Source organism: Actinomycetospora sp. NBRC 106378, from assembly GCF_030269685.1.
Lineage (GTDB): Bacteria > Actinomycetota > Actinomycetes > Mycobacteriales > Pseudonocardiaceae > Actinomycetospora.
Genome location: NZ_BSTT01000002.1, coordinates 253433 through 278759, shown reverse-complemented (window position 1 = coordinate 278759; position 25327 = coordinate 253433). Strand labels below are relative to the sequence as shown.

Genomic DNA, 25327 nt, shown 5'->3' with positions numbered 1-25327 from the left:
CGTCGGGTTACCCCGCCTCGGGCGGTGTCCACCGGAAGAGGGTGGAGTCACGGCGGACGAAGCCGCACCGCTCGTAGAGCCGGATCGCCGCCTCCCGCGAGGGCCGCGAGGTCAGGTCGACGGTGCGGGCGCCGACCTCCACCGCGCGGTCGAGCGCCGCGCGGACCAGCGCCTCGCCGACGCCGCGGCCGCGTGCCACGTCGTCGACCACCACGTCGTCGACGTGGGCCCGCAGACCGGTCGGCAGCGGGTACATGACCAGCGTCAGCGCGCCCACCACCACGTCGTCGACGGCGGCGGTGAACAGCGTGCACGCCTCGTGCTGCACCACCCACGCGATCGTCTGCTCGTCGAAGGTCGCCGACCGCGAGAGCTGGGGCAGGAGGTGCCGGATCGCGTCGAGCAGGTCGTCGTCGATGCGCTCGACGATCTCGATCGCGACGGTGCTGGTCTCGCTCATCGGCCCGACGGTAGACCCAGCATCGCGAGCGCCTCGTCGGTCGTCGTGGTCTCGCCGATCCGCGGGAACACGCGCTCGACCACGTGCCGGTGCGACGCCTCGTCCAGGTCGCCCACGGCGTCGGTGACGAGCACGACGTGGTAGCCCAGGTCGAACGCGGCGCGGGCGGTGCTCTCCACGCCCATCGAGGTGGAGATGCCGGTGAGCACGACCTGGGTCACGCCGCGCCGGCGGAGCTGGACGTCGAGGTCGGTACCGACGAAGGCGCCCGGGTTCCGCTTCGTGATCACGGCGTCGCCGAGGTCGGCGAGCTCGGCGACGACCTCGTCCCAGCCCTCGGGCCGGGTCCCGGTGCCGCGGTGTCCCGCGTCGGTGCGGCCGGGGCTGAAGCCGGCGCCGTCGACGGTCACCCGCACGAGCAGCACGGGCGAGCCGCGGTCGCGGAACGCGCGGGCGAGCGCGGCGGTCCGCGCCACGATGTCGTCGGGCGGGGACGGCACGGTCGGTGCCGCCCGCAGGCCCTCCTGCAGGTCGATCACCACGAGCGCGGCGACGGGGTCGACGGTGGTCAGGGTCATGCGGCCTCCAGCCGGGCGAGGGAGCGGTCGAGGATCGTGACGAGCAGGAAGAGGCCGGACGCCACGAGCATCACGACCGCGAGGACGTGGAGCCCGGCCGTCGTGGCCCCGTCGGCGGAGAAGGCGAACCCGCCGGTGGTGCCGGCTGCAATGGCACCGAGGTAGAAGAAGGTCCGCATGAGGCCGGCGGAGGAGGCGGTGCGCTCCGGGTCGGCCTGGCGGTAGACGGCGTTCTGGATCGCGAGGTTGTTCAGGCCCTGCGGCACCCCCGCGACGAGGGCGACGACGACGATGAGCCAGATCGGGCTCGTCGAGCCGAGGAACAGCAGCAGGACCGCGACGAGGATCTGCGCCGCCGACCCCACCAGCAGCTTCCCGCGGATCTCCCGGCGCCGACCGGTGAGCGCCGCGACCCCGATGCCGCCCAGGAAGATCGGCAGCAGCGCGAGACCGGCGCCGGAGGCCGACAGCCCGCGGCCCTGCTCGAGCCACTGCGTGTACCCGTAGAGGATCGCGTAGGAGACGGTGGCGCCGAGCAGGGCACGCAGGAAGGTCAGCAGCAGCGGGCCGTTGCCCGCGAGCACCCGGACGTCGAGGAACGGGTGGGCGGCACGCCGTTCCCACCACCCGAGCGCCCCGGCGGCGACGACCGTGACACCCGCGAGCGGCCACAGCGCCGGGCGTTCCAGCACGAGCAGCAGCGACACCAGCGTGACGGTGAACAGGGCGATGCCCGCCGGGTCGACCAGCGAGACCACCCGCTCCTGCGTGGACCGCTCCCCCGCGCCGCGCGGCAGCCGCCACCAACCCACCGCCAGGGCGAGCACGGCGAGCGGCAGGTTGACCGCGAACGTGGACCGCCACCCGCCGAGCCCGATCAGCAGGCCGCCCAGCGTCGGCCCGACCACCGCGATCGTCTGCGTCGCCACCGAGAGCACGGTGAGCACCGTCTCCGGGCTGTCCTGCCCCGTCCGCTCCGCCTCGCGACGCACGAGGGCCATCGCCGCCGGATAGCCCGCGCAGGTGCCGAGCCCGATCACGACGCGAGCCGCAACGAGCGTCCCGATGTCGGGCGCGAGCAGCCCGAGCAGGCCGCCGAGCCCGACGAGCGCGGTCCCCACGAGGTAGAGCGGTCGGGGACCGTAGAGGTCGACGAGCCGCCCGGTCACGGGCTGCCCGACGGCCGTCGCCAGGTACAGCCCGGACACCAGCCACGCCGTCTGCGAGGCCGACGCCCCCAGCGCGATCCCGATCGGCACGAGCGCCACCGCGATCAGCGTGGAGTTGACCGGGTTGAGGATCGACCCGAGCACCATCGGCGCGAGCAGGCGACGGTCGAACGTGTCGGTCCGGGTCGCGGTCATCCGATCACCTTCTCGAGCAGCTCCATCGCCTCGACGACCCGCGCCCGCTCCTCTCCGGTCAGCCGCTCGGCGAGCACGCCCGCCAACCATCCCTGGCCCGCCGCCCGCGAGGTGGCCAACAGCTCGCGCCCGGCCGGGGTCAACGACGCCACCTGACGACGCCCGTCGTCGGGATCGGGATCGCGGCGTACGAAGCCCCGCTCGATCACGGCCCCGACCGCCATCGCCATCGACTGCGGCCGCACCCCCTCGGCCGCGGCCAGGTCGCTCACGGTGGCCGGGCCCTCGCGGTCCAGCCGCGTGAGCACGCCGAGCTGCGACGCCGTCAGCTCCGCCCGGTCGTAGTTCTCGCGCAGCCGCCGACGCAGCCGGCCGAGCGTCACCCGCACGGCCCGGGCCGTGTCCACCGCCGATCCGTCCACACCCGCCCCCGATCGGAGAAACACAGTCCAACCTGTTCATCTCGAACTGTACACCTCACCGCTCGGCGCCACCGCCCGACCAGCGGGCGCGGACGACGGAACCGGACGAAAGTCCCGAGCGGGACGTCGGACCCCGGAAGCGGTGCCGCCGTTCGCCGACCTCCTGCTCCACCCGGCGGTATCGCCGTCCCGTCCCGACGACGGGTGTCGACACCTCCGCGCCGGACGGTCGCCTCGCGCGACCACCGGACGTCGAGCGGTCCGCTGCGCCGGAAGGCACGGGGTCTGTAGATCACGGAAAGGTCTCGGTACGGTCACGGCGGCTCGTCACCCGACGGGCCACCGCGCTCTCCGCCCGGGTCACCGTCCCGTCCCGGTGGCCCGCTCCCCGGGTGGAGGACGAGGGACGACCGCGTGCGGACCCCGGACCGATCCCCAGCGATCCGGAGTCCTCCCGAGCGGCCGCAGGACGGGAGCGGTGGAACCCCGAGCCACCGTCTCCGGCCAGGAGATCTCCCCATGGCACGACACGCCGCCGTCGCCGGTGCCCCGTTCACCGCCCCCTTCGGCGCCATCGGGCTCGACCCGGCCCCCGCGCGCCGCCGACACGGCGGGCCCCGCACCGCGTCCGGTCCCCTCACCACGGGTTCGCTCACCCGCGCCGGCATCGCCGCCGCCCTCGTCACGGCGAGCGCGGCCGCCGTCGCCGGCTCCACGGGCACCTTCCCGTCGCTGGGCGACGCCGACGTGGCGAGCACCGGTACCAACCTGCTCTCCGTCTCCTCCTCCGACGCCGCCGCCGTGCCCGCCCCGCGCGAGGCCACCGTGACACCGGTGTCGCTGGCCGCCGCCCCCGCGGCCGCCGCGCCCGCCGTGAAGACGGTGTCCCCGGCCCAGAAGGCCGCCGCCGCCAAGGCCGAGCAGCAGGCCGAGCAGCAGGCGGCCGCGAAGAAGCAGGCCGCCGCGGCGAAGAAGAGCGCCGCGGCCGCGCCCGCGAGCCTGGGCTCGCTGGGCCAGCGCATCGTGTCGCAGGCCGCCGCGTTCAAGGGCGTCCCCTACGAGTGGGGCGGCACCACCCCGAGCGGCTTCGACTGCTCCGGGCTGACGAAGTACGTGTTCGGGAAGATGGGCATCAGCCTGCCGCGGACCGCGCAGCAGCAGTACGACGCCGCGCAGCACATCTCCCAGAGCCAGGCCCAGCCCGGCGACCTGGTGTTCATGGGCTCGCCCGGCGACATCTACCACGTCGCGATCTACGCGGGCGGCGGCAAGATGTGGACCGCCCCCGAGACCGGGCAGACCGTGAAGCTGGGCAACCTGTTCGGGGACTACTCGTTCGGCCGCATCCGGTGATGTAGCTCTCGTCGATAGTTGCTGACACTCACTGCCACATTCGCGATGGAGCGGGTACCACGAAGGGTGGCCCCCGAACGAGATCGCTGACGCAGGAGGCGGCATGTCGACCGACACCGACCTCGACGCCCGGACCGGGCTCGTCGAGGACGCGCCGCGGCCCGCCGCGACGGCGACCGCAGCGCCCGCAGCACCCCCCGCCCGTCCGGCGTCAGCTCCGGAGCCGACGACCCCGAGCCGACCCGACCCGTCGTCGGGAACGGGGCGGGCGGCGGGGAAGCCCGGCGGGAACACCTGGATCGTCCCGCTGCTCGTGCTGGTCGCCGGCATGTTCATGTCGGTCCTCGACATCAGCATCGTCAACGTCGCGATCACGACGATGCAGAACGACTTCGGCGCCACCACCGACCAGATGCAGTGGGTGTCGACGGCGTACTCGCTCTGCGAGGGCGTGGTGGTCCCGGCGAGCGCCTGGTTGGGCATCCGCTACGGACTCGGGCGGGTCTACACGATCGCGATGGTGTTCTTCGCGATCTTCTCGACGCTCTGCGGGTTCGCGTGGGACATCAACTCGATCGTCGCCTTCCGCATCCTGCAGGCCATCCCGGGTGGCGTGATCCCGGTGGTGGCCCTGGCGGCGCTGTACAAGATCGTGCCGAAGGACAAGCTCGGCGCGGCCATGGGCATCTACGGCCTCGGCATCATCTTCGCGCCGGCGATCGGCCCGACCCTCGGCGGCTACCTCGTCGAGTACGTCAACTGGCGGCTGATCTTCTTCATCAACGTGCCGATCGGCGTGGTCGGGGTCCTCGCGGCGATCTTCTTCCTGCCCACGTTCTCCCGCACGGCGGGCAAGAAGCTCGACGTCCCCGGGTTCCTCGCCGTCGCCGTCGGGCTCTTCTCGATGCTGCTGGCTCTGCACGAGGGGCCGACCTGGGGCTGGACGTCCTACCCGACCCTGATCCTGCTGACGGTCGGCGTCCTCGCGCTGGCGCTGTTCGTGGTGATCGAGCTCGAGGTCGACGAGCCGCTGCTGGACCTGCGGGTGTTCGCCCACTGGCCGTTCACGAATTCGCTGCTGCTCATCGCGATCATCTCGATGGGCCTGTTCGGCGTGCTCTTCTACATCCCGGTGTTCCTGCAGCAGTACCAGGGACTGGGGGCGTTCGAGACCGGTCTGCTCCTGCTGCCCCAGGCGCTCGTGATGGCGTTCGTGATGCCCGCGGCCGGGTTCATCTACGACAAGATCGGGGCGCGGATCCCCGCGGCGCTCGGCCTCGCGATCGTCTCCTGGACGACGTGGGAGCTCGCCGGGATGACGATCGACGTCTCCCACGGCCACCTCGAGATGTTGCTCGCCGCCCGCGCCGCGGGCATCGGCCTCGCGATGATGCCGATCATGACGGGCGGGCTCGGTTCCCTGCCGTCGTTCCTTTCGGAGAACGGCAGTGCCGTGAACACGCTGGTCCAGCGGGCCTCGTCGGCGATCGGCCTGGCCGCCATGACCGCGATGATGACGATCCAGCAGGCCCAGGCGTCCGCCGACCGCACCGGGACGGCCTCGATGCCGGACGGGTCCAGCGGGATGATGATGGAGTACCAGATGTACTCCCGGCTGCAGAGCCTCTCGTTCGTCACGGCCATGAACGACCTGCTCTACGTCACCGCGATCCTGACGGCGCTCGGCGTCCCGCTCGCCCTGATGCTGCGACACGGGAAGCCGACGCCCTCCGACGGACCGGCGATGGCCCACTAGGTGCTCCGCAGGTGAGCACTTTTCCGTGTCCTGACACGGATTAGTGCTCACCTGCCGGAGGCACCCCGGAGCATGGGACTCAAGGACGCGCTCTCGAAAGCCGCCGATGCGATCAAGGGCGAGGACGGCGCACTCGGGCCGCCCGCGGCCGGCGAGCCGTCGGAACAGGACGTGCCGCAGGACCCGCGGGTGGCGAGCAGCCGGGCCACCGGCGGCGAACACCCCGACGACGAGACCCACGGCGACGAGATGTCGACGACCGGGACCGGGGACACCGACGAGTTCGTCGGGCGGGTCGCCGGCGACGACCCCGGGTACGCGGAGGAGACCGGCGCCGAAGCGCGGCGCAATCGCGAGTAGACCGAAAGAGTTATCGCTGTTGCTCCGTTCGTCGTAGCGCTGCCGTAAGCTCGATTGCGTGTCGAGCAGACGGCGCCGCGATGACCGCGCACACGGGTGAGGATCGTGCCCGTCGGCTCGACGAGCTGGCGGGGTTCGTGGTGGAACTCGCCGCGGGCCGGCTCGACGCGCGCCTGCACCCCTCGCACGAGTCCGACGAGATCGACGCCATCGTCGTCGGCCTCAACATGCTCGCCGAGGAGCTCCAGGGGCTGACCCACGACCTCGAGGGCCGGGTCAGCGAACGCACCCGCGAGCTCGCCGACGCGCACGCCGCGCTGGAGCTGCTCGCCCTCTCCGACCCGCTGACCGGGCTGGCCAACCGCACCCTGCTCGCCCAGCGGCTGCGCGACGCCGAGGCCTCCGGGGTCGTGCCCGCAGTGCTCGTGCTCGACCTGGACGGCTTCAAGGCCGTGAACGACAGCTTCGGCCACGCGGTCGGCGACGCGCTGCTCGTCGCCGTGGCCGAGCGACTGCGCGGCGTCGTGCGCGAGACCGACACCGTCGCGCGGCTCGGCGGCGACGAGTTCGCGATCCTCGTCCACGACGCCGGCGCCGCGCAGGCCCTCGACATCGCCGAGCGCATCCGCGCGGTCCTCGCGGCACCCGTCGTCGTGCAGGGGCGGACGTGCTGGGTGAGCGCCAGCGTCGGGGTCCGGCTGGGCACCCGGCAGGGCGGCTCGACCGACGACTTCCTGCGGGACGCCGACACCGCGATGTACCGCGCGAAGGCCCGGTCCCGGGGCGGGGTGAGCGTGTTCGCGCCGGCGATGCGTCGCGAGGCGCAGGCCCGGACCCGGCTCGCGGACGAGCTGCGCACCGCGCTGATCACCGGCGAGCTCGTCGTGCTCTACCAGCCGATCATGGACCTGGAGACCGACCGCGTCGTCGCCGTCGAGGCCCTCGCCCGCTGGCGCCACCCCGAGCGCGGGTTCCTCACGCCGGACATGTTCCTGTCGGTCGCCGAGGACACCGGGCTGATCACGGCGCTCGACCTGTGGGTGCTCGAGACCGCGGCCGCCCAGGTCGCCCGGTGGCGCTCGAGCGTGCTCGGGGACGTCCCGTTCACCGTCCACGTCAACGTCTCCCCGGTCGAGCTGCGGGCTCCACGGTTCGTCGAGGACATCGTCGACTGCACCCGACGGCACGGGCTGGCGCCGCGCGACGTCACCGTCGAGATCACCGAGCACCGCCTGCTCGGCGAGGACGCCCTCACCCGCGAGGCGCTCGAGGAGCTGCGGGCGGCCGGGGTGGGGGTCGCGATCGACGACTTCGGCACCGGCAGCTCGTCCCTGGGCTACGCGCGCCGGGCCTTCGTCGACGAGGTCAAGATCGACCGCTCGCTGGTCAGCGACCTCGACGTCGACGAGCAGCAGATGCGCATCACGGCGGCGATCCTCGTGATGGCCCACGCCTTCGACCTCGTGCCCATCGCCGAGGGGGTCCAGACGGCGGGTGAGGCCGACGCCCTCCGGCAGCTCGGCTGTCGCTACGCGCAGGGCTACTTCTGGAGCCCGCCGGTGTCGGCTACCGATCTGGAACTGCGGCTGCGACGGCAGCGCGCCTGACCTTCCCGGCGTCGTCGCGCAGCGCGTGGTCGACGAAGGTGTAGCCGCGGGGTTGCTTGTGCCGGCTCAGCCGTCCGGCCACGTGCTCGCGCAGGGCCTCCTGGACGCCCGGCTCCGCCTGGACCACGGCGTGCACGACCCGGCCGAGGTCGTCGTCGGGAACCCCCACCACCACGGCGTCGTGCACCGCCGCGTGGGCGAGCAGGACCGCCTCCACCTCGGCGGGGTACACGTTCGCGCCGCCGACGACGACCATGTCCGCGCGCCGGTCGGCGAGGTACAGGTAGCCCTCCTCGTCGAACGATCCCAGGTCGCCGAGGGACTCCCAGCCGTCGCGGGCCCGCGGCTCGGCGCCGAGGTAGCGGTAGGTCGGGGCGCCCTCGGGGCGCATCCAGAGCTCGCCGACGACGCCGGGCGGCACCTCGTGGCCGTCGTCGTCGGTGATGCGCACGTGCCCGCGGGTGACCCGTCCGACCGAGCCGGGGTGGGCGAGCCAGTCCCGGCCGTCGATCATGGCGCTCGCCTGCGACTCCGTGCCCGCATAGAGCTCGACGAGGATCTCCGGGCGGGGCAGCCGGGCCAGCCAGCCGCGCTTGACCTCGGGCGGGCACGGCGCCCCCACGTGCAGGGCGGTGCGCAGGCTGTCCAGGTGCCCCCACCCGGCGTCGGGAACGGTCCGCAGGATCCGCGACATCATCGTCGGCACGAGGTAGAGCCAGGTGACGCGGTGCTCGGCGACGAGCTCGAGCGTGCGGGCCGCGTCGAAGCGCTGCATGAGCACGACGTGGTGGCCCTGCAGGAGCGCCATGAGGCTGAACATGTAGGGCGCGTTGTGGTGGAGCGGGGCCGTGGCGAGGAACGTCCCGTCGCGGTCGATCCGCAGACCGTCGGCGCGGGCGAGGACGTGTTCGGTGCACGCGGCCTGACCGGCGACGATGACCTTCGGCGTGCCCGTCGAACCGCCCGAGGTGGGCGCCTTCCAGGAGGGGCCGATCACCGGGGGGACCGGGGAGTCGTCCGCGCTCTCCGGTTCCGGCGCCCGGTCGATCACGACGGCGGGTCGCGCGACGGCGAGGACCGCGTCCCGCTCGGCGTCGGGCAGGCGGGCCGAGAGCGGCAGCGGGACCGCGCCGAGCTTCCACGCCGCGACGCTGGCCGCGACGTGGTGCACCGTGTTCGGCAGCGCGATCGCGACCAGGTCGCCACGGGTGACCCCGCGGTCGGCGAGGGTGCGCGCGAGCCGGTTGGTGTGCCGGTCGAGCTGGTCGTGGGTGAATGCGGCGTCGCCGTCGGAGACCGCCGGCGCGTCCGGCGCCTCCGCGGCGAGGTCCCGCAGCCGGGTGGCCAGCGGGGTCGGGTACTCAGGGAGGTCGGGCTCGGGGATCACGTCTCGGGAGCCTCCTCCCCCGCGTCAGCCGGCGCAGGTGGGGCAGGCCCGCCGCTGCGCGTCGAGGTCACCGCCCGCGGCCCACACCCGCACGGTCGCGACGACGGGCGTGGCCCCGTGGTGGTGGACCGTGCCGTCGGCGACGGCGCGGCGGAGCGCGGCGACCGCACCGGGGACGTCGGACCGCACGGCCGGGAAGCGACCGGAGGCCGGCTCGCGGGAGCTCGGGACGGCGAGGTGGTCGAGGGAGACGGTCATGTCCCTCTCGACGGTCGGCGCGGCCGGGGACTTGATCCGCCGAGCCGGCGCTCCGACGCCGGGTCGACCCGGCGAATGTCGCCCGATCATCGTCCTGGTCCGGTCGCAGGCGTGATCGTGTGTGACCGGGACGCCGCGACACGCGACGGCGTCACCCGGGAGGACCAGCAGACGAGGCTCGCTGACGCGGACTGCGACGGGTCCAGGACCACCCGAACGAGTGGCGCGTCCGTCCCGCTGCCCCGGCGACGTGGCCGTGCCCCAGGGAATGACGCACGACCGATCGGGTATCTGCTGGGTGAGGCCGGCGGCGTTGAGCAGACAGCGCCGCCGGCCGGTCCTCGCGACGGGATGTTCGGCGCGGAGCATCGACTGCAGGACGTGGTCCTCGAGCCGCGCTCTCCGCTCCGGTCACGTACCCGACTCGTCGGTCCACTCCGCGATGATCTCGAAGAGGTCCGTGGCGAGGTGCCCTGCCTGGGTCGCGTCGAGAAAGCTCAGAAGTGCCGCCAGCCCGTAGGCGTGGGCCCGGCACGCCAGCGGGGAGAGCGGCGCGCCCTCGGACAGGTCGCAGAGATGCTCCGCGTGGTACCGGATCGCGACGAGGACCTCGTCCCGGACACCGGCGGCCGTCCAGTCCTCCAACGCGGCGATGACCGTCGCCGCCCGGTTCTGCAACGCCTTCCGTCGTTCGAGGTCCCGCGGCCCCTGGTGGTACGGCACGTCGGCGAATCCCACGCTGCACCCACTCCCCGAAGTGACTGCACGTACCGGCACGCTGCACGGTCTCGGCAGCGCCCGGGGTTCAGCTGTGTCCTATCCGCTGTTCCCCCAGCGGTTGAACAGCTAACTATCACCACACCAACAGCCGCAGGCGCGGCTCCGGCGCCGCGCTCGGATCCGCCGCCACCCACGATCGCAGGCCGGCAGGAAGGGTGGGGCAGGTCGGGCTCGAACCGACGACCTGACGGATGTCGCGTCGTAGCGGCCGGTGGTCTGCCGGTGGTCCGTGATGTGGCTTCTGAGCTGCCGGAACGTCCGGCGATTCCTCACCACTCCTACCGGCCGGTCATGCCCACTCCTCGCGCTTCCGTGGGGGAAAGGTGGGGAGACGATCTTGGATCAGCTCCAGCCCTAGGCAGCGCCGGGGTAGACGCCGCCTCAGCCGTTTCCTGGTCCTCCGCTGTGCCATCCGTAGCGTCGCGCCAGCATGACCAAAACTATCGTCCAGGCGCCGACGATCAGCGCCAGCCCGGCCCACATGACGAAGTCGCTACCTACGAGCGTGTCCAGCACGATGGCCGCTGCGACGATCGCGAGGACAGCAGCGGACGCCAACGCCACGAAGTGACGAGCGGGCACCGCAAGGAAGGCCACCGCCACGGAGGCCGGACCCCGATGCAGCTCCTCGGCGACGTCGCGAAGACCTACGAAGCCACCGACATGGCCCGGTGGTGGGAGTGGGAAGCAGCGAGCGACGGACGGCGGCAGCTCACCTGGTCTACGGGTCGCCGGGACCTAGGCACCCTCGCTGGCCTCGGCCAGGAGGCGAGCGACGAGGAGATCGCCGCCGATGACCAGGAGGCAGACGAAGGAATCGCTATCCCTCGCGAGGCGTGGAAGCACATCATCGGCGTCCGGCAGGAGACCGACCTCCTCGCCGCCGCCGAGCGCGACGGCCTCGACGGTGCCCGTAGGTGGCTCTCCGCTCGTGGTCTGGCCTGGACTGTCGCTCGGCCCGGTGACGGTTCCACGCCACGAGTTCCAGCCGTACGGCTGGCGTGACGACGCGCGCGCGGTGCTGCGGTCGCGCAGAGTCCTACAGTCGTGACCGTGCAGGAACGTCCAGGACCCGCTGCCGCTGCCGATCTCGCACGGGAGCTGCTGGCCCCTCTCGGCGCGCGGTGGACGCACACTCAGCAGGTCGCCCGCCGTGCGGACGAGCTGTCCGCCGCGGTGCCAGAGCAGGACCGGGACCTCCTCGTCGTTGCGGCCTGGTTTCATGACCTGGGATACGCGCCTGGACTGGTGCAGACCGGGTTCCACCCGATCGACGGTGCCCGCTACCTCGCCGCTCGGGGCCACTCGCCTCGTCTATGCGCGCTGGTCGCTCACCACTCAGCCGCGACCTTCGAGGCCGAGGAACGGGACCTCGCCGACGAGCTGGCCGAATGGCCCCGCGAGGAAGGTCCGGTGCCCGACGCGCTCTGGACGGCCGACATGACCACCGGCCCCCGGGGCCAATCCTTCGACTACGCCGACCGCCTCGCCGAAATCCTCGCCCGCTTCGAGCCTGACTCCATCGTTGGCCGTGCCATGACGCGCGCCCGGCCCGACATTGCGGCCGCGACCGAGCGCACTACCAGCCGGTTGGCCGCCCCCGCTTAGACGATCTCCGGCTCGCTTCCGCCCGCCAGCGCGGCGTCGATCCGTCGACGCATGCTTGGGTGGATGGACAGTCCTGATAGCTCGACCGGATCGACCCACCGGGCCGCCTTCGTCTCCGTCCCGTCCTTTCTCGGCTCGCCGCTTAGTGGGCGAGCGCGGAAGCATACCGAGAACTCCTGGCGAACTTCGCCATCGTCGTACTCCATCACGTGTCTTGGGTCGGTGTAGATACCAACGAGTCCGATGATTCCAACGTGCACACCGGTCTCCTCTTCCACCTCTCGGATCGCTGCGTCCCGGATCGACTCTCCAAGCTCCATAGCGCCGCCCGGTAGAGCCCAGAACCCGTTATCAACTTTCTCGACGAGGAGTATGCGCCCACGGTCGTCACGCGCTGCAGCTGTCACCGACGGCACGAGACTGTTAGCTCGCGGAGCGGTCGGATCGTTGTAGTAATCAACTCGAGCCATGCCAAGCATCCTAGGACGCGTGCCGCTCCCGCACTCGTCCTCACGGCTCTGGCGCCCGCTGCACGAACTTCCAGATCGGAAGTACGCGGGAGTCGCGCTCCCAATACTCGCCAGGAAGTAGACCCGAAAGGAACTCTGGTTTTGGCTGCTCGGCAAGGCCAGTTATTTGAGAGTCTCGATCGAGCGTTTTAACATTGAAAGCCGTCGAGTACATAGAACTAAGAGTCCCGATGTTCGTGAAACCCTGAGAGCTCTGCGTATCCTCCTCTGGCTCCGGCCGCGAGACGAAGCTCATCGACACAGGCATGTCGTCGTCGAATTCTATAGAGTCGCGTGTCTCCCAGCGACCAAAGAATACGAGAAAGTGTGCAAGGTTGCGCTCAACTTCGTCCTCGATGAGATTGCCTTCACTAAAGTAGCGAACGTCAGAGATAGAGAAACTGACTTCAAGTTTCTCGAGGTCGTCGATAGTGTCTCGTCCATGCTTCCGACCTCGTGAGCGATCCGCTCGTATCTGCATCGTTAATGGTGAGCGCGTCGCAATCATCGCATCTCCGAGACGGCTCATTTCATTAGCCTTCATTGCATCAGGCAAAGATAGTCGAAGATTCGATTCAGAGTCGTCCTTACTACCATCTAGAATCGAGCTGTCAATTAGTGTCCACAAATTGAAGCCCGACCAGTAGTGCGCATACAAAAGTCGGGCGTACGTCAACTGAGCGTAACGACGTTGCCTTAAGAGCATCTTCTTTCGGACAGTAGTCTCGAGGGCGCTCGACGGCGGCACATTCTTGACTTCGATTACGAACTGCTCTCCGTCTGCGTCAACTAGGCGGAAGTCAGGAAGGGCCACCTCGCCAGCGCTGTCGTCAAAATAGAAATTGCCAGAGTCCTCGACCTTGAAAAGTTTGAATTGACCAAGCACAACCACTAACGCGTAAAACATATTCTGAACTCGAACACCATGCAGCCGCGAGTCGCGGGCGAGTGACTCATCGAGTCCTTTGCTGAACATCTCGACCACCTGTTGGCGGCGCTGAAAATCTCCTAACGTGGTGTTGCGAGATGACACGTCAAACTCAGCGAACACTCCGAGTGCCTCGATACTCGGTGACGCTTCTCGGCCCTTTCGAATTACCATCATCAACCCCCCACCCGTTGTCACGCGGAGTATCCGCTTTCGGCGCCCAGACTCAGTCAGACCCAGAGGACGCTTCCGGCGTTTCGACTCTATGTAGAAATTCTAGAAACGACTTCACCACTCTCAGAGCGATGTCGAAGGACTCGATCCGTTCGGCTTCCGTATGGCGCGGGAGGCCGCCGTGTCGACGAACTCTTGCCAACTCAGACAACCGGACAAGTTCGGACTTCGAGAAGTCGAGGGACGTTCGCAATCGCTCCCATGACTTCTCATCAGACCGCTTACCATCGGCGGGGCAGAAGAAGTACTGACGCACGCTCTCGACGGCACGATACGCCAAAAACCCTGAATCGTCAGGCGAAGTCTGAGCAACGCGAAGGTCTGCCAACGCCAACCGAGCCAGAGGTTCCGAAACCGCAGCGGCTACGACCGGAATGAGCCGGTCACCCTCAACGCGACTAACCGCCTTCGCATACCAGAAAGGCGACGGCAGGTAAATTCTATTTCCGTTGACTATGATTGAAGTAAGTTCCAGTCTTAGAGATGCACCTAGCAGCATGCCCAGACTATCGATACATCCCTGAGAGACGGCCCTTACCTCGTTGATAAAGGTTTCCATATCAGAAGGCATCTCTCCGCGTACGACCACGTGCACCCTGCTCGAACTCAGGATCATCGTCCAATGAGAGTCTCCGAAAGGAATCTCGATCGGGTCGTCTAAGGCCCAGCCTCCCGAGACCGGGTGCACTTCACCAACGAAGACGGCGTGCATCTCGACGTCATGACCTTCATCCACGCGCGTATGCTCCCACTCGCCGTCAAGTGAGTTATTCCCCGAATCCCCAAACTTTTTCGAAAGAACGCATGTAGTGGTCCCAAGTGCGACCTCCCGGGACGCGGCGTAGGTGCATCACTGGCGACTGGCCCGCAGGGGCGCCCCAGGCATGCCCGTTGACGAGCAAGTCTTGGTCAAAGCGGAAGAGCGAGTTGTAGAGAGTCGTGCCGTGTGCGCGGACCTCGACGCCGGGCACACCATCGAGGTCGCGCAGGTAGCGGCGGTGGAGCTGGATGCGCCCCTGCAGTCCACCGGTGGTGCCTTCCTCCTCTGCGCGAAGTGCGACGGCGTCGGAGGTCTCATCGCCGATGAGGATGCGGACGCGCACTCCCTGGCTGGCCTTGCGGCGGATGACGTGTAGGAAATCGTACTGCTCGAAGAGGAATGACCCGGCGTGGACGAGGATGTCGATCGCCTCGCGGGCACCGTCCATAAGCTGGGCCCAGGTCTCGTGCGGGATCGACCCTCGGGACGGGTGCATGGCTAGCAGCTCGGCCTGGCTCGCGGACTGCGTGACCGGCAGCTCGACCACCTCGGGCCAGATGTAGCCCTCGTCGACCGCGAGCGCGGATGCGACGGCGACCCGGTGGGTGCGGTGCGGTAGGCGACCCTTGGTGATCCAGCGTCCGACGGTCTTGGCGTCGACTCCGATGCGCTCGGCCAGGTCCGCCGGCCGCAGACCGGCCGAGACAATGGAGCCCCGCAGCCGCTGGTTCGTCCGGCGAGGTCGCGATCGTCGCCAACGTCGTTCGCGTGAAGGGGATGGGACTCGTACGCCACGAGGGCAAGACGTTCGCCGCGCGCCGCCTGCTGCCGCTGCCCGCCTTCGTCGTGGAGATGTTGCGCGAGCGGCGCCCGGAGGACGTCGTACCGACCTCGATGGTCTTCGCGAACTCGCGCGGTCACGACCTCGGGCGCGGGTCCTGGCGCGACCCGCAGAACACCGGCGCCCGGCTCCGGGAGGCCCTCGACGCGGCCGGCTACGAGTGGGTCACCAGCCACGTCTTCCGCAAGACCGCCGCCACGATCCTCGATCAGGCCGGGCTCTCCGCCCGCGCGATCGCCGGGCACATCGGGCACGCCCGGCCCTCGATCACCCAGGACGTCTACATGGACAAGCGGGCCGCCGGACGAGAGGCGGCCGACGCCTTCGACGCCGCGCTCGGATCAGGCGCCGACGAGAAGACGGAGCATTAAGTGGGGGTTCTGTGGGTGTTGATGTTGCTCGCGACGAGGCTGCAAGCCCGTGACCAGCACGGATGGTGGGGCAGGTCGGGCTCGAACCGACGACCTGACGGATTATGAGTCCGCTGCTCTGACCAGCTGAGCTACTGCCCCCGTGCGGCCCGCCGCACCGCGCGGCCGCGCGCAGCACCCTATCGGGCGACCACACCGGGTCCGACCGCGTGGAACGGATGACCGCGTGTTCGTTGCGATCACGGGTCATCGCTGGACATCTCCCACCGCGGCGCCGACCATCGGGTGACCCGACCTCGTGGAGGCAATCATGCGCCTGGGACGTCGACTCTCCGCCGGCATCGCCGAGGACCCGCCCGCGCCCGTACCCGCCGAGGTCGAGACCCCGGAGCCGGCGGCGGGGACGAACGAGGCACCCGCCGAGACCCGGACCCCGGACCCCGTCAGCAGCGGGAGCTGACCTGCGCCCGCGCTCCCGGCGCGGCCACGCCGAGCCGGACGGCGGGGCCGACACCGGCACCCGGCCCGCCCTGCCCGGCTGGAAGATCGCCTACCCGATGCTCTCCGCGGACGGCGCCGCGGTCGGCTTCAACGGCGTCGCCCTCGGTCGCAGCCAGGTCTACGGCACGGTGGCGGAGGCGGTCTGCGTGCAGTCACCACGCCACCGGTGCCCGTCGACGTGGTGCGACTGCGGGTTCTACTGCTTCCACGACGCCGACCAGGCCCGCGCCCTGGCCTGCGACGAGCAGTACGAGCGCAGCGTGCTCCTCGAGGTGCTGGCGTCGGGCCGGTACGTGTCCTACGAGCTCGGGCTGCGCTACCAGCGCCAGACCGTGCGTTCGGTCCACCTGGGCCGCTGCCGCTGCGGCCGGACCGCCGCGGCGCTCGACGACGTCGGCGGCGGCATCGTCGGCTGGCGTCGGCTCGAGGCCGTGTGTCGCGAGTGCGCCGGGCGCCGGGCGGTGCTCTCGCTGACGCAGCTCACCCGGCTCGCGGGCGTCCCGGTAACCGTCGACGAGGGAGCCGAGCGGTCCGTCCTGGCCCCGCTGGCCCCGTTACCCGTTCCGGACGACGGGCTTCCCCCGGACGCCGAGATCCCCCTGCTGACCGCGGAGGTCACGCTGCTGCAGGCGCGGCTCGACGAGGTCCAACGGCGCTTGCAGCGGCTCACCGGGCCGTCGTGAGGCACGCTGTCGGGGTGACCGACAGCACCGCGCTCGTCCTCGGCCCCCTCCTGCGCCACGTCGGGACGACGACGGCGACGGTGTGGGTCGAGGTGGACCACCCCGGCACCGTGGAGGTCCTCGGGCACGCCGCGCCGACGTTCACCGTGTGCGGCGAGCACTACGCGCTCGTGGTGGTCCGCGACCTCGAGCCGGGCAGCGTGCACGCCTACGAGGTCCACCTCGACGGGGTGAAGGTGTGGCCGGCCGACGGGTTGCCACCCTCCCGCATCCGGACCCGGTCCGACCGCACCGAGCGCACGCAGCGCGTCGTGTTCGGCTCCTGCCGCTACCCCCCGACCGGCGACCCGGAGCTCGAGGCCACCCTCGGCGTCGACGGGCTCGACGCCTACGCCGCGCGCCTCGTCCGCCGCCTGGAGGGGGTCACCGACGACGAGACGGCCGCCGCCGAGCTCCCCGACGCCATCTGCCTGCTCGGCGACCAGGTCTACGCCGACGAGACGACGCCGCGCACGCAGGAGTGGATCCGTGCTCGCCGGGGCGACGAGGAGGGGGCCGGCACCGAGATCGCCGACTACCCCGAGTACGCCCACCTCTACGCCGAGACCTGGCGCGATCCCGAGGTGCGCTGGCTGCTGTCCACCGCGCCGGTCGCGATGATCTTCGACGACCACGACATCCGCGACGACTGGAACACCTCCCAGGCCTGGCGCGAGGAGATGGCGCAGCTGGACTGGTGGCCGACGCGCGTCCGGGCCGGCCTGGCGTCCTACTGGGTCTACCAGCACCTGGGCAACCTGGACCCGGAGACGCTGGAGTCCGACGACCTCTACCGCAAGGTGCTGGCCTGCGAGGGCGACGCCTACCCGGTGCTCGAGGAGTTCGCGGCGCGCGCCGACGCCGCCGTCGGGCGCCCGGAGGGCATCCGCTGGAGCTACCGCTGGGACCTCGGCACGACGCGGCTGCTCATGGTCGACTCACGCTGCGGGCGGGTGCTCAACGACGACGAGCGCCTCATGATCAACGACGAGACCTTCGCCTGGCTGGAGACGGAGACGGCCGCGCCGGACCTCGACCACGTGCTGATCGGGTCGTCGATCCCGTGGCTGATGCCGCCCGCGATCAGCCAGGTGCAGTCGATGAACGAGCGTTCCGCGACGGCCGGCAGCCGCGCGGCCGAGTGGCTCCGGCAGGCCGTGGACCTGGAGCACTGGCCGGCGTTCCGCGCGTCGTTCGACCGCCTCGCCCGGCTCGTGGAACGCGCCGCGGCGTCGTCGGCCGCCCCGGCCACCGTCTGCGTGCTCTCCGGCGACGTCCACCACTGCTACGCCGCGCGGGCGACGTTCCCGACCCCCGTCCGCTCGCACGTCTACCAGCTCACCTGCTCCCCGGTGCGCAACGCGGTGCCGTGGTTCATGGAGTACGTGTTCGCGGCGGGCTGGACCCGGCGGGCGACCCGGATCGCCCGCCGGCTCGGGCGTCGCTGGGGCGTGCCGCCCGAGCCGGCCGAGTGGGACGCGATCGGCGGGCCGTACTTCGGCAACGCGATCGCGACCCTCGAACTGACCGGACGGACCGCCCGGGTGCGGTTCGAGCGCTCCACCCGCGAGGGCGACCTCGAGGCGATCAGCGTGCTGCCGCTGACCTAGGGGTTCCCGACGCCGGGTCGGGCTCACTCGCCCCGGAACGTCGCCTTCCCGTGGCCGCGCTCGACGAAGGAGTCCATCGCGCCGCGCAGGTCGGCGGTGGCGAAGAGCTTCCCGGCGATGCCCGCGGTGCGGGCGTTGGCCGCGTCGAGCCCGCCGTCGGCCAACGCCGCGAGGATCTCCTTGGTCGCGGCGTGGGCCACCGTCGGGCCGGCGGCGAGTTCCGCCGCGAGCGTGCGCGCGGAGCCGTCGAGCTCGTCGTCGGGAACGACCCGGTCGACCCCGCCCCAGCGCTCCATCTCCGCGGCGCCGAAGCGGCCCGCCGTCGTGACGAAGTACGTCGCGCGGCCCTGGCCGCAGCGCTGCGCGAGCCGCTGCGTGCCGCCCATCGCCGGGGTGAGGCCGACCGTGGCCTCGATGAGGCCGAAGCTCGCGGACTCGGCGGCGACGATGAGGTCGCAGGCCAGGGCGAGCTCGAACGCCCAGGTGAGGGTGAGGCCGTGGGCGGCGAAGACGGTCGGGAACGGGAGGCGGTGCACGCGCTCGCCCAGCTCGACGAGCTCGGCGAAGTAGCGCGTGCCGCGCTCGACGTCGCCGTCCGTCGCCAGCGGCAGGAACGAGTCGCGGACGTCGACGCCGCCGCTGACGACCTTGCCCTCGGCGCGGAACAGGGCGGCGCGCGGGCGCTCGGCCTCGAGCTGCGCGACGGCCTCGGCGAGCGCCGTGTGCATCGTGCCGTCGTAGAGGTTGAGCGGCGGGTGGTCGATCGTCACCACCGCGAGGGCGGGGTCGGTGCCGGTCTCGACGCGGATCGGGGAGGTCACGACGGCGAGCCTGGTCGGCTCTGTGGGTCACCGCCACCGGAGTGGAACCGTTCTAGGCTGGGCTGCGTCGGCGGGAGACGAAGCGAAGCGGAGCTCGCGGTCGAGGTCCTCTCCCCCGGCAGCCGCCGGCTCGACCGGATCGTCAAGTTCCACGAGTACGCCGACGCCGGAATCCCGACCTACCTGGTGGTCGACCCGGGGCCGCCGGTGGAGCTGACCGAGTTCTCCCTCGTGGAGGGCGGGTACCGGCAGGTGGCGGTGCACCGCGGGACGGCGGCGCTGCAGCTCGGCGTGACGCTGGATCTCGACGCGCTGACCTGATCCCGCTGTGACTGTCGGACCCCTGTGCTCTCCTGATCATGGTCGACGCGGGGTGTCGGTGGAAGGGCCTCCGGCCGCGCGGCCTACGGTGCTCGTGCGGGGAGGTGAGCATGCGCTTCGTCCACACCGCCGACTGGCAGCTGGGGATGACCCGGCGGTTCCTCGGCGCGGGTCGGGTCGGGCAGGCGGTCGGTGAGGCGCAGGCGCGGTTCGCGCAGGCCCGCCTCGACGCGGTGGCCGCCCTCGGCCGGGTCGCGGCCGACGAGGGTGCGGCCTTCGTCGTGGTGTGCGGGGACGTGTTCGAGTCGAACCTCGTGGGGCCCGACGTGGTGGGCCGCGCGTGCGAGGCGCTCCGCTCGTTCACGGTCCCGGTGCTGCTGCTGCCCGGCAACCACGATCCGGCCGACGCCTCGCTCGTCATGCGCCGCGCCGACTTCACGCGCCGCTGCCCACCGCACGTGACGGTGCTGGACACGCCGGGGGTGCACGAGGTGGCGCCCGGCATCGAGGTGGTGGCGGCGCCGTGGGCCACCAAGCGCCCGCTCTCCGACCTCGTGGGCGACCGGCTGCGGGCCCTGGAGCCGGCTCCCGAGGGCGTGGTGCGGGTGCTGGCCGGGCACGGCGCGGTCGACGTGCTGAGCCCCGACGAGCAGAACCCCGCGGTGATCCGCACCGCCGAGTGCCGCGCCGCCCTCGCCGACGGGCGGGTGCACTACGTCGCGCTGGGCGACCGGCACTCCACGTGGCAGCTGCACGGCGAGCCGCGGATCGCGTACTCCGGCGCCCCGGAGGTCACCTCGCACGAGGAGACCGACCCCGGCAACGTCCTGGTGGTCGACGTCGGGGCCGACGGGGCGGCGTCCGTGCGTCCGGTCCGGGTGGGGCGGTGGACGTTCGCCCGCGAGCACGCGGTGGTCGACACCGACGACGACCTGGCGGCGCTCGACGCCCGCCTTGACGCACTCGACGCGCCGGAGCGGACCGCACTGCGGCTGGCGGTCGAGGGCACGGTGACGCTGCGGCAGCGCGCGCGGCTCGACGAGGTCACCGAGGCGCACGCCCCGGTGTTCGCGGCCCTGGAGGTCGACACGACGGCCGTCGCCACCCGACCCGACGACGCGGACGTCGAGGCGCTCGGGCTCACCGGCTTCGCGGCCGAGGCGGCGCGCGAGCTCGCCGACGCGGCCCGTGACGCCGCCGACCCCGCGGCGCTCGACGCGCTCGCGCTGCTGCACCGCCTGGCGGTGGCGCGATGAGGCTGCTCCGCATCCGGCTGCGCGACTTCCGCGGGGTGCACGACCGCGAGGTCCACCTCGCGGAGTCCGGCGTGACGGTGCTCGAGGGCGAGAACGAGGTCGGCAAGACCTCCACCGTCGTGGCCCTCGACCTGCTGATCGACTTCCGCGACGACTCCCGGGCCGCCCCCGTGCGGGCCGCCGCCCCGTCCGGCCGCGACGCCGGGCCCGAGGTGGAGGCCGAGTTCGTCACCGGGCCGTACCGCGTCGTCTACCGGAAGCGGTGGCTCCGGCGCCGGCTCACCGAGCTGACCGTCACCGGCCCCGCCACCGAGCAGCTGACCGGTCGCGAGGCGCACGACCGGCTGCTGGCGATCCTCGACGAGACGATGGACCGGGACCTGTGGCTCGCGCTGCGGGTGGAGCAGCACACCCCGCTCGGGCAGGCGGACCTCGGCGGGCACGACGCGCTGACCCGCGCGCTCGACCGGGCCGCGGGCGGTGGCGGCGCCGAGGCGGTCGGGCCCGCGGCCGACGCGGCGGCCGAGGGGCTGGTGGAGCGGGCGCTCGCCGAGGTCCGGCGCTACCACGGCGGGCACGGGCGTCCGGTCGGACCGCTGCGGGAGGCCGCCGAGCGGGAGCGGGTCGCGCGCGCCGAGGCGGAGGCCGCCGCGGCGGCGGTGTCCGAGGTGGAGCGCGACGTCGACCTGCGCGCCGACCTCGACCGCGAGGCCGCGTCGTTGGCCGAGGAACGGCGCACGCAGAACGCCCGGGTGCACGAGCTGGAGGACCGCTGGTCGGCGCTGCAGGCGCGGCAGCAGGAGGTGGCCACCAGCGCGGAGCGGGCCGAGGCGGCGCGGGAGCGGGCCGCCCGGGCCACGGAGCGACAGGACGCGCGGACGTCGCTCGTGGCCGTGACCGCGGCTGCCGAGGGCGCTGCGGAGGACGCCGGGCGCATCCTGGCCGGCCTCGAAGCGGGCGACCGGGCCAGGCGCGAGGACCTCGCGGAGCGGCGGGCCGAGGCCGACCGGGCCCAGGCCGCGTCGGACGCCGCCACCGCGGCAGCCCGTACGGCGGCCGACGCGCTCGCCGCGGCGCGCGACCGCACCGAGCTCGCCGACCTGCGCGGCCGTCTCCGACGGGCCGGGACCGCCGAGGAGGCGCGGCGCGAGGCCGCCCGGGCCGTGGCCGGACCCTGCGCGGACGCGGCGGCGGTCGACCGGCTGGAGACGCTGGACCGGGCCGTGGTGCAGGCCGAGGCCGAGCTCGCCGCCGGAGCCGCGACGGTGGAGGTCACCGGACTCGCCGACCACACCCCGCTCACGGTCGACGGCGCCGACCGGGAGATCGCGGACGGGGAGACCACGACGCTGCCGGTGGCCGACGCGGTGACCATCGACGTGCCGGGGGCGGTGCGGCTCACGGTCCGACCCGGCCTCGACGGCGAGGGCGCCCGGCGCCGGGTCGCCGACGCACGGGCGGCCCGCGACGCGGCGTGCGCCGCGCTGGAGGTCCCCGACGTGGCCGCGGCCCGGGCAGCGCTGCGGACGGCCGGCGAGGCCGCGGCGCGGTCGCGGGAACTCGCCGCGGTGGTGGAGCGGGAGCTGGCCGGACGGTCCTTCGACGACGTCCGGACCGCGGTCACGGCCCTCGCCGAGCGGATGCCCGCCGAGGCGGCCCCGGAGCCGACGACGCGGCGGCGGGGCGCCCGGCGCGCGGTACCCGACGAGCCGGGGCTGTTCGAGGAGGCCGGCCTGCTCGACGATCCCTCGGCCGACCCTGAGCCCGAGGACCTCGAACCGCTCCGCCTCGAGGCGGTGCGCAGCCTGGACCTGGCGGACGAGGCCCACCGGCTGGCCCGCACCGCGGAGGACGCGTGGCGCCGACTCGACGCGTCGGTGACCACGGCCGGCGCGGAGGTCGTGGCGGCCCGGACGGCGCAGGCGGTCGCGCGCAGCGAGGCGGATCGACGCGTCGCGGAACTCCGGGCCGCCCGGGCCGAGCACGCCGACGAGGCGCTGACCGCGGCCGCCACGGAGGCGCTGGCGCGCGCCCGGCGCTTCGAGGCCGACCACGAGCAGCGCGCCGCCGCGCTGGAGGCCGACGACCCGACGACCGTCGAGGCCCTGTACGCGACGGCGAAGCGCGCGGTGGAGGCGCTGACCCGGCGGACGGCCGACGTGGAGCGCCGCCGGGCCGAGGTCACCGGTCGGTTGCAGGTCGCGGGCGGCGAGGGCCGCCACGACCGCCTCGCCGCGGCTCGCACCGAGCTGGCCGCGGCCGAGCGCGAGCACGCATCGGTGTCCCGGCGGGCGGCCGCGGCGGTGCGGCTGCACGAGACCCTGGCCCGGCGTCGCGACGAGGTCCGGCGGGCCTACGTCGCACCGTTCCGCCGCGAGGTGGAGCGGCTGGCGCGGATCGTCTTCGGACCGTCGCTCGCCCTCGAAGTGGATCCGGCGCTGCGGATCGTCTCGCGCACGCTGAACGGCGTCACGGTCCCCTTCGACGCGCTGTCGACTGGCGCGAAGGAGCAGCTCGGCCTCTGCGCCCGCCTCGCCGTGGCCGCGCTCGTCGACGCCGAGGACGGTGTGCCGGTCCTCATCGACGACGCGCTCGGACACTCCGACCCGGGCCGTCTGGAGCGGCTGGCGGCGGTGTTCGGGGCGGCCGCCGCGGGGTCCTCGCACCAGGTCGTGGTGCTCACGTGCACCCCGGCCCGCTACCGCGGCATCGGGGCGACCCGGACGGTGACGCTGAACCCGTCCTACCCGCCGCCGCAGGCCGTGCCGGACGGGAACGACGACCACGCCGACGCCGAGAACGACGACGGCCCGGCCGACACCCCCTCCGAGGAGTTCCGCGCGGGCTGACGGTGTCCCCTCGCGAGGGCGACACCAGGCAGGCCCGGCCGCCCCGGACCCTGCCTCACGTGAGGCTCGCGGCCACGGCGGGCCGGCCTCAGACCTGGGGCCCCAGCCCGATCGCCGTCACGACGTGCTCGCCGCGCACCGCCCACCGGCCGTGGAACTCCGACACCGTCACGCCGTCGACCACCGGGCCCGGCACGAGCAGCTGCGCGCGGAAGGTGCCGTCGGGACCCGGCGTCAGGAACGCCTCCTCGAAGCCGAGCCAGCGGCCGGTGAGCGGGAACCAGGTCTTGTAGACCGACTCCTTGGCCGAGAAGAGGATCCGGTCCCAGTGCACGCCCGGGTGCCGGGCCGCCAGGTCCGCGAGGACCGCCCGCTCCCCCGCGGCGGACACCGCCTCGAGCACGCCGTCGGGCAGCGGACCGTGCTGCTCGGCGTCGACCCCCACCGAGCGCAGCTCCGTCGACCACGCGACGGCGGCACCGCGGAAGCCCCGGGTGTGCGTGATCGACCCGACCACCCCGGGCGGCCACACCGGCGAGCGCTTCTCCCCCACCGGCACCGCCGCGACCGGCGCGCCGAGCGCGGTCAACGCGTCCCGGGCGCAGCGCCGCGCGGTGGTGAACTCGGCCCGCCGCGTGGGGACGGCCTTCGCGACGGCGGGTTCCTCGTCCGGGTGCAGCGGGCCGGCTCCGTCGTCGTCGAACCGGACCGCGGTGACCGCCGCGGCGGGGAGCACGTCGGCGAGCGGGTTCACCGCACCGACTCCCACCGCGCGCCGTGCCCGAGGGCCCAGGCGGTGAACGGGTCGGGCACCTCGGGGTCCGGCGCCGGCTCCGGGGCCGGGAGGATCCGGCGCAGCGGCCCGCGCAGCATGTCGTGGCGCTGCCACTCGCGCGGGTAGCCGACCGAGACCTCCTCGAAGCGGACCCCGTCCTCCCAGGTGGTGCGGGGGACGTGGAGGTGGCCGTAGACCACGACCGAGGCGTCGTACTCGACGTGCCAGCGCGCGGTCTCGGTGGTGCCGCACCACAGCGAGAACTCCGGATACCGCAGGACGCGCAGCGGCAGCTCGGTGAGCGGCCAGTGGTTGACCAGCACCGTCGGCATCCCGGCCGGGCGCGCGGCAAGTCGGCGGCGGGTCTCGGCGAGGCGCGCGGCGCACCACGCCGCCGGGCCGGCGTGCGGACGCGAGGCCATGAGGAACTCGTCGGTGCAGACGACCCCGGCCTCGCGGGCGACGTCGAGCGCGTCCGCGGTCGACAGGGCCGCCATGTCCGGGCGCACGCGCCAGGAGTAGTCGTAGAGCAGGAACATGGGGCAGACGAGGTGTCCGGCGAACACCGGCCACTCGTCCTCGGGGGTGAGCACCCCGAGCGAGCGGCAGACCTCCACCAGGTGCTCGTAGCGGGCGGGCCCGACGAGCTGGACCTCGTCGCCGGGCGGCGTCCACAGGTCGTGGTTGCCCGGCACCCAGATCACCTGCTCGAAGCGGTCGGCCAGCAGGGCGAGCGCCCACCGGACGTCGGCGACCTTGTCGGCGACGTCGCCCGCGACGATCAACCAGTCCCCCGGGTCGGTGGGGTGCAGATCCCGGACGACGGTCTCGTTCTCGGAGCGATTGACGTGGAGGTCGCTGGTGGCGAGCAGGCTGGGGGCCATCGAGCGATCACT

28 protein-coding genes and 1 tRNA gene are annotated in these 25327 nt (G+C 72.3%); 13 read left to right on the top strand and 16 right to left on the bottom strand.

Translation table 11 applies throughout. The features are described 5' to 3' along the window. Window positions 1-7: 7 nt before the first annotated feature. From QSK00_RS05665 to QSK00_RS05650, 4 genes are read right to left on the bottom strand one after another with little or no spacing between them, the layout of a single operon-like run. Window positions 8-460, bottom strand: a complete 453-nt coding sequence (locus QSK00_RS05665) for a GNAT family N-acetyltransferase (RefSeq protein ID WP_285588464.1) — start codon at window positions 458-460, stop codon at window positions 8-10. After that, window positions 457-1038, bottom strand: a complete 582-nt coding sequence (locus QSK00_RS05660; protein WP_285588463.1) for an isochorismatase family protein — start codon at window positions 1036-1038, stop codon at window positions 457-459. Before QSK00_RS05660 ends, QSK00_RS05665 begins: the two co-directional genes overlap by 4 nt. After that, window positions 1035-2402: an MFS transporter gene (locus QSK00_RS05655; RefSeq protein ID WP_285588461.1), complete on the bottom strand. Its 1368-nt coding sequence runs from the start codon at window positions 2400-2402 to the stop codon at window positions 1035-1037. The genes QSK00_RS05660 and QSK00_RS05655 overlap by 4 nt, the downstream gene beginning before the upstream one ends. After that, window positions 2399-2809 carry a MarR family winged helix-turn-helix transcriptional regulator gene (locus QSK00_RS05650; protein ID WP_285588459.1) on the bottom strand — a complete coding sequence of 137 codons (411 nt, stop codon included), beginning with the start codon at window positions 2807-2809 and terminating at the stop codon, window positions 2399-2401. Before QSK00_RS05650 ends, QSK00_RS05655 begins: the two co-directional genes overlap by 4 nt. Window positions 2810-3343: 534 nt before the next feature. Here QSK00_RS05650 and QSK00_RS05645 point away from each other — a divergent pair. The 4 genes from QSK00_RS05645 to QSK00_RS05630 all read left to right on the top strand — a co-directional run bounded on the left by QSK00_RS05645 (window position 3344) and on the right by QSK00_RS05630 (window position 7900). Next, window positions 3344-4177 (top strand): C40 family peptidase, encoded by an 834-nt coding sequence (locus QSK00_RS05645; protein WP_285588457.1) that lies wholly within the window; start codon window positions 3344-3346, stop codon window positions 4175-4177. Between the two features lie 103 nt (window positions 4178-4280). Continuing rightward, on the top strand, window positions 4281-5933 hold the full coding sequence (locus tag QSK00_RS05640; RefSeq protein ID WP_285588455.1) for an MDR family MFS transporter: 1653 nt from the start codon (window positions 4281-4283) through the stop codon (window positions 5931-5933). Window positions 5934-6005: 72 nt separating this feature from the next. Beyond that, on the top strand, window positions 6006-6293 hold the full coding sequence (locus tag QSK00_RS05635; RefSeq protein ID WP_285588453.1) for a hypothetical protein: 288 nt from the start codon (window positions 6006-6008) through the stop codon (window positions 6291-6293). Between the two features lie 80 nt (window positions 6294-6373). Next, entirely contained in the window at window positions 6374-7900 is a 1527-nt protein-coding gene (locus QSK00_RS05630; protein ID WP_285588451.1) for a putative bifunctional diguanylate cyclase/phosphodiesterase, read from the top strand. Here the strand turns inward: QSK00_RS05630 and QSK00_RS05625 are convergent. The 4 genes from QSK00_RS05625 to QSK00_RS05610 form a co-directional block, all read right to left on the bottom strand. After that, the gene (locus tag QSK00_RS05625; RefSeq protein WP_285588449.1) at window positions 7860-9287 is read right to left on the bottom strand and encodes an AMP-binding protein; all 1428 of its coding nucleotides are present in this window, start codon (window positions 9285-9287) and stop codon (window positions 7860-7862) included. The genes QSK00_RS05630 and QSK00_RS05625 overlap by 41 nt on opposite strands. A gap of 24 nt (window positions 9288-9311) precedes the next feature. Continuing rightward, window positions 9312-9545 (bottom strand): hypothetical protein, encoded by a 234-nt coding sequence (locus QSK00_RS05620; RefSeq protein WP_285588447.1) that lies wholly within the window; start codon window positions 9543-9545, stop codon window positions 9312-9314. Window positions 9546-9956: 411 nt separating this feature from the next. Next, on the bottom strand, window positions 9957-10283 hold the full coding sequence (locus QSK00_RS05615) for a hypothetical protein (RefSeq protein ID WP_285588445.1): 327 nt from the start codon (window positions 10281-10283) through the stop codon (window positions 9957-9959). A gap of 423 nt (window positions 10284-10706) precedes the next feature. Further along, window positions 10707-10928 (bottom strand): hypothetical protein, encoded by a 222-nt coding sequence (locus QSK00_RS05610; protein ID WP_285588440.1) that lies wholly within the window; start codon window positions 10926-10928, stop codon window positions 10707-10709. 15 nt (window positions 10929-10943) lie between these two features. Here QSK00_RS05610 and QSK00_RS05605 point away from each other — a divergent pair, with 15 nt between their 5' ends. Next, the gene (locus QSK00_RS05605) at window positions 10944-11330 is read left to right on the top strand and encodes a hypothetical protein (RefSeq protein WP_285588439.1); all 387 of its coding nucleotides are present in this window, start codon (window positions 10944-10946) and stop codon (window positions 11328-11330) included. 42 nt (window positions 11331-11372) lie between these two features. After that, window positions 11373-11933: an HD domain-containing protein gene (locus tag QSK00_RS05600; protein WP_285588438.1), complete on the top strand. Its 561-nt coding sequence runs from the start codon at window positions 11373-11375 to the stop codon at window positions 11931-11933. Here the strand turns inward: QSK00_RS05600 and QSK00_RS05595 are convergent. From QSK00_RS05595 to QSK00_RS05585, 4 genes are all read right to left on the bottom strand, one after another. Beyond that, a complete protein-coding gene (locus QSK00_RS05595) occupies window positions 11930-12403 on the bottom strand; it encodes an NUDIX hydrolase (RefSeq protein ID WP_285588436.1) in 474 nt (157 codons plus the stop codon). The genes QSK00_RS05600 and QSK00_RS05595 overlap by 4 nt on opposite strands. 40 nt (window positions 12404-12443) lie before the next feature. Next, on the bottom strand, window positions 12444-13475 hold the full coding sequence (locus tag QSK00_RS05590; RefSeq protein WP_285588434.1) for a hypothetical protein: 1032 nt from the start codon (window positions 13473-13475) through the stop codon (window positions 12444-12446). Window positions 13476-13596: 121 nt separating this feature from the next. Beyond that, entirely contained in the window at window positions 13597-14103 is a 507-nt protein-coding gene (locus tag QSK00_RS30490; RefSeq protein WP_502872020.1) for a DUF8168 domain-containing protein, read from the bottom strand. A 268-nt stretch (window positions 14104-14371) separates the two neighbouring features. Next, window positions 14372-14911, bottom strand: coding sequence for a phospholipase D-like domain-containing protein (locus QSK00_RS05585; protein WP_285588431.1), 540 nt, complete (start codon window positions 14909-14911; stop codon window positions 14372-14374). A 221-nt stretch (window positions 14912-15132) separates the two neighbouring features. On the opposite strand from QSK00_RS05585, the gene QSK00_RS05580 reads away from it, so the two are divergent. Next, a complete protein-coding gene (locus QSK00_RS05580; protein WP_352231092.1) occupies window positions 15133-15576 on the top strand; it encodes a tyrosine-type recombinase/integrase in 444 nt (147 codons plus the stop codon). Window positions 15577-15639: 63 nt separating this feature from the next. Here the strand turns inward: QSK00_RS05580 and QSK00_RS05575 are convergent. Next, window positions 15640-15717, bottom strand: a tRNA-Ile gene (locus QSK00_RS05575). A 169-nt stretch (window positions 15718-15886) separates the two neighbouring features. Between QSK00_RS05575 and QSK00_RS05570 the strand changes: the two genes are divergently transcribed. The 3 genes from QSK00_RS05570 to QSK00_RS05560 all read left to right on the top strand — a co-directional run bounded on the left by QSK00_RS05570 (window position 15887) and on the right by QSK00_RS05560 (window position 18409). After that, window positions 15887-16036 (top strand): hypothetical protein, encoded by a 150-nt coding sequence (locus QSK00_RS05570; protein ID WP_285588429.1) that lies wholly within the window; start codon window positions 15887-15889, stop codon window positions 16034-16036. A gap of 97 nt (window positions 16037-16133) precedes the next feature. Continuing rightward, on the top strand, window positions 16134-16760 hold the full coding sequence (locus tag QSK00_RS05565) for a hypothetical protein (protein ID WP_285588427.1): 627 nt from the start codon (window positions 16134-16136) through the stop codon (window positions 16758-16760). A 14-nt stretch (window positions 16761-16774) separates the two neighbouring features. Continuing rightward, on the top strand, window positions 16775-18409 hold the full coding sequence (locus QSK00_RS05560; RefSeq protein WP_285588426.1) for an alkaline phosphatase D family protein: 1635 nt from the start codon (window positions 16775-16777) through the stop codon (window positions 18407-18409). A 23-nt stretch (window positions 18410-18432) separates the two neighbouring features. On the opposite strand, the gene QSK00_RS05555 is transcribed toward QSK00_RS05560, so the two are convergent. Continuing rightward, on the bottom strand, window positions 18433-19230 hold the full coding sequence (locus tag QSK00_RS05555; protein ID WP_285588424.1) for an enoyl-CoA hydratase/isomerase family protein: 798 nt from the start codon (window positions 19228-19230) through the stop codon (window positions 18433-18435). Here QSK00_RS05555 and QSK00_RS05550 point away from each other — a divergent pair. From QSK00_RS05550 to QSK00_RS05540, 3 genes are all read left to right on the top strand, one after another. Next, a complete protein-coding gene (locus QSK00_RS05550) occupies window positions 19132-19551 on the top strand; it encodes a Uma2 family endonuclease (RefSeq protein ID WP_352231091.1) in 420 nt (139 codons plus the stop codon). The genes QSK00_RS05555 and QSK00_RS05550 overlap by 99 nt on opposite strands. Window positions 19552-19661: 110 nt before the next feature. After that, entirely contained in the window at window positions 19662-20807 is a 1146-nt protein-coding gene (locus QSK00_RS05545; RefSeq protein WP_285588421.1) for a metallophosphoesterase family protein, read from the top strand. Continuing rightward, window positions 20804-23656, top strand: a complete 2853-nt coding sequence (locus QSK00_RS05540; protein WP_285588420.1) for an AAA family ATPase — start codon at window positions 20804-20806, stop codon at window positions 23654-23656. The genes QSK00_RS05545 and QSK00_RS05540 overlap by 4 nt, the downstream gene beginning before the upstream one ends. An 88-nt stretch (window positions 23657-23744) precedes the next feature. On the opposite strand, the gene QSK00_RS05535 is transcribed toward QSK00_RS05540, so the two are convergent. Both QSK00_RS05535 and QSK00_RS05530 read right to left on the bottom strand, forming a co-directional pair. Then, complete coding sequence (locus tag QSK00_RS05535; protein WP_285588418.1) at window positions 23745-24410, bottom strand: 4'-phosphopantetheinyl transferase family protein; 666 nt, start codon at window positions 24408-24410, stop codon at window positions 23745-23747. Then, entirely contained in the window at window positions 24407-25315 is a 909-nt protein-coding gene (locus tag QSK00_RS05530) for a metallophosphoesterase family protein (RefSeq protein ID WP_285588416.1), read from the bottom strand. Before QSK00_RS05530 ends, QSK00_RS05535 begins: the two co-directional genes overlap by 4 nt. Between the last annotated feature and the right edge of the window lie 12 nt (window positions 25316-25327).